The organism is Brevundimonas sp. (genome assembly GCF_032107865.1).
In the GTDB taxonomy this organism is placed as follows: domain Bacteria; phylum Pseudomonadota; class Alphaproteobacteria; order Caulobacterales; family Caulobacteraceae; genus Brevundimonas.
This window is the reverse complement of sequence record NZ_DAMCNG010000271.1, coordinates 1-3,189: the sequence shown is the minus strand read 5'-3', so window position 1 is coordinate 3,189 and position 3,189 is coordinate 1. Positions and strand designations below refer to the sequence as shown.

Here is a 3,189-nt window from a genome sequence, read left to right as displayed (position 1 = left end):
GCGCGCCGTGGTCCGCGCCGGACCGCGCGTCGCCGCCGTCGCCGCCCTGTCGGCCCTGCTGATCGGGCTGCTGGCGCTGGCGGTGATCGCCTTCCTGCCGCTGGGCTGAAGTCTGGCGGCGGCGGCCGGCTGAACGCGATTACGCACTGGACTGGCGTTTTGGCCCGCATCCCTGTAAGAGGCGCCCCGAACCCTTCCCTTCTCTGCAACCTTCTTGCAGCGGCGCGGCCCATCCGTGACCGAACACAGTCCGCCCGAGCCCGAAATGAACCTGCGCAACATCGCCATCATCGCCCACGTCGACCATGGCAAGACGACCATGGTTGACGCCCTCCTCGCCCAGTCGGGCCTGTTCCGCGCCAATGAGGCGACCACGGAACGCGCCATGGACTCCAACGACCAGGAGCGCGAGCGCGGCATCACCATTCTGGCCAAATGCACCTCGGTGCTGTGGAACGGCAAGGCGGGCGAGACCCGCATCAACATCATCGACACCCCCGGCCACGCCGACTTCGGCGGCGAGGTCGAGCGCATCCTGGGCATGGTGGACGGCTGCGTCCTGCTGGTCGACGCCGAAGAAGGCGTCATGCCGCAGACCAAGTTCGTGCTGACCAAGGCCCTGCGCATGGGCCTGCGTCCCATCCTGTGCATCAACAAGGTCGACCGCGCCCACGCCGATCCGGACCGCGTCCTGAACGAGACCTTCGACCTGTTCGCCGCCCTGGGCGCGACGGACGAGCAGCTGGACTTCCCGGTCATCTACGCCTCGGGCCGTTCGGGCTGGGCGACGCTGGACCTGGCCCAGCCGAGCGAGAACCTGCACCCGCTGTACGACCTGATCGTCGACCACGTTCCGGCCCCGGCCGCCCAGGCCCGCGTCAACGAACCGTTCCAGATCCTGAACGTGCTGATCGAAAGCGATCCCTTCCTGGGCCGCCTGCTGACCGGCCGCATCCACTCGGGCAAGGCGGTTCCGGGCATGGCCATCAAGGCCCTGTCGCGCGACGGCAAGACCATCGAGCAAGGCCGCATCACCAAGGTGCTGGCTTTCCGCGGCCTGAAGCGCCAGCCGATCGACGACGGCGTCGAGGCGGGCGACATCGTCGCCATCGCCGGCATGTCGAAAGCCACCGTGGCCGACACCCTGTGCGCTCTGGAAGTGACCGAGGCCCTGCCGTCGCTGCCGATCGACCCGCCGACCATCTCCATGACCGTGGGCGTCAACGACAGCCCGCTGGCTGGTCGTGAAGGCGACAAGGTCCAGTCGCGCGTCATCCGCGACCGCCTGCTGAAGGAAGCCGAAGCCAACGTCGCCATCCGCATCACCCAGACGCCGGGCTCGGACGCCTATGAAGTCGCCGGCCGCGGCGAACTGCAACTGGGCGTGCTGATCGAGAACATGCGCCGCGAAGGTTTCGAGCTGTCGATCTCGCGTCCCCGCGTGGTCTATCAGACCGACGAGAACGGCCAGAAGCTGGAGCCGATCGAAGACGTCATGATCGACGTGGACGAGGAATTCTCGGGCGTCGTCATCGAGAAGCTGTCGGCCCGCAAGGCTGAAATGACCGACATGGGCCCGTCGGGCGCCGGCAAGACCCGCATCCAGCTGAAGTGCCCGTCGCGCTCGCTGATCGGCTATCAGGGCGAGTTCCTGACCGACACGCGCGGCTCGGGCGTGCTGAACCGCGTGTTCTCGCACTATGAAGAGCACAAGGGCGCCATCGAAGGCCGCCTGAAGGGCGTTCTGGTGTCGAACTCGGACGGCGACACCGCCGCCTTCGCCCTGTGGAACCTGGAAGATCGCGGCGTCATGTTCGTGAACGCCGGCGAGAAGACCTATCAGGGCATGATCATCGGCGAGAACAGCCGCTGGGACGACCTGGACGTCAACCCGATCAAGGGCAAGCAGCTGACCAACGTCCGCGCCTCGGGCAAGGACGAGGCCGTGCGCCTGACCCCGCCGCGCAAGATGAGCCTGGAACAGGCCATCGCCTATATCGAGGAAGACGAACTGGTCGAGGTCACGCCCAAGTCGATCCGCCTGCGCAAGGAGATCCTCAACCCCTCCTTCCGCAAGAAGCGCGTCCGCGCCGACTGATCCCGGCGACCTGCCGAAACGAAGAAGGCGGCCCCTGCGGGCCGCCTTTTTTGTGCGCGCTCTCCCAGCGGGAAAAGACTTCGCTCTACTTCTTCAGCCCCAGCAGGCCCAGCCAGCCGCCGCTGGTCAACAAGGCCACGTCCAGCAGGGCCAGCGCCAGGGGCGTGGTCGTCGGCGCGGCGATGAATTTGGGCCGCCAGGCGGGGCCGAACTTGGCCTTGTAGGCGCGCAGGCCCTGGAAGCCATAAACGGCGCCCCCCTCCTCGAACACCAGGGCGCCGACGCGAGCGAAAACCGGCGCCATGCGGCGGTTCTCCAGCCCCGACAGGGGCGCCATGCCCAGGTCCAGCCGCTCCATGCCCTGCTCGCGCGCCCACTGGGCTGTGCGGGTGAACAGATAGTCCATGATCCCATGCGGCCCCTCGGGATCATGACGCATCAGGTCGATCATCGCCTCGCGCCCGCCCGCCCCGACCAGAAGATTGGCGAAGGCGACGATGCGGCCGTTCTCGCGCACCACGGCCAGGGGCTGGCGATCCAGGTAGTCGATGTCGAACCGGCCCAGCGAGAAGGCCTTCTCCGAGCCGTTGTGATGCTTGAGCCAGGCGTCGGACAAGGCGCGCAGCTCGGCCTCCAGCGCCCGCGCCGCGCCGGGCGGAACCACCTCGAAGCTGGCGCCCTCGCGCTCGGCCCGGTTCACGGCGGTGCGCAGGTTCTGCTTGCCCTTGCCCTCGGTCGTGAAATGGGCGGCGTCGATCACCGCCGCTTCGCCGACCTTGCGTACGGCCAGACCCAGCGTCGCCAGGTCGGCCAGCAGCCCTTCGCCTATCGAATAGAAGACCGCCGCCCCGCCATAGCTGTCGGCCATCTCAGCGAAGGCCCAGAGAAGCTCCAGTCGTTCTTCCTTCAGGCCCGCCGGTTCGCTCATGGCGATCCAACGCCGGCCGCGCACGCGATAGGCGATGAAGCTGCGGCCCGACGGGCTGAACAACAGGGCCTTGTCGCCCAGCAGGGCCAGGCCCGCCTCGGGCGTGGCGATCTCGGCCGCCTCCAGCGCCAGTCGGGCGCGTTCGACATCGGCGGGCGCGGCG

At 68.0% G+C, this 3,189-nt stretch carries 2 protein-coding genes; one reads left to right on the top strand and one right to left on the bottom strand.

The window, feature by feature from the left end:
* Nucleotides 1-265: 265 nt before the first annotated feature.
* Nucleotides 266-2,098 (top strand): translational GTPase TypA, encoded by a 1,833-nt coding sequence (gene typA, locus RT567_RS15330; RefSeq protein WP_313577104.1) that lies wholly within the window; start codon nt 266-268, stop codon nt 2,096-2,098.
* An 85-nt stretch (nt 2,099-2,183) separates the two neighbouring features.
* On the opposite strand, the gene RT567_RS15325 is transcribed toward typA, so the two are convergent.
* Nucleotides 2,184-3,189 (bottom strand): GNAT family N-acetyltransferase (locus RT567_RS15325; protein ID WP_313577103.1); only part of this gene is annotated, 1,006 nt, incomplete at its 5' end.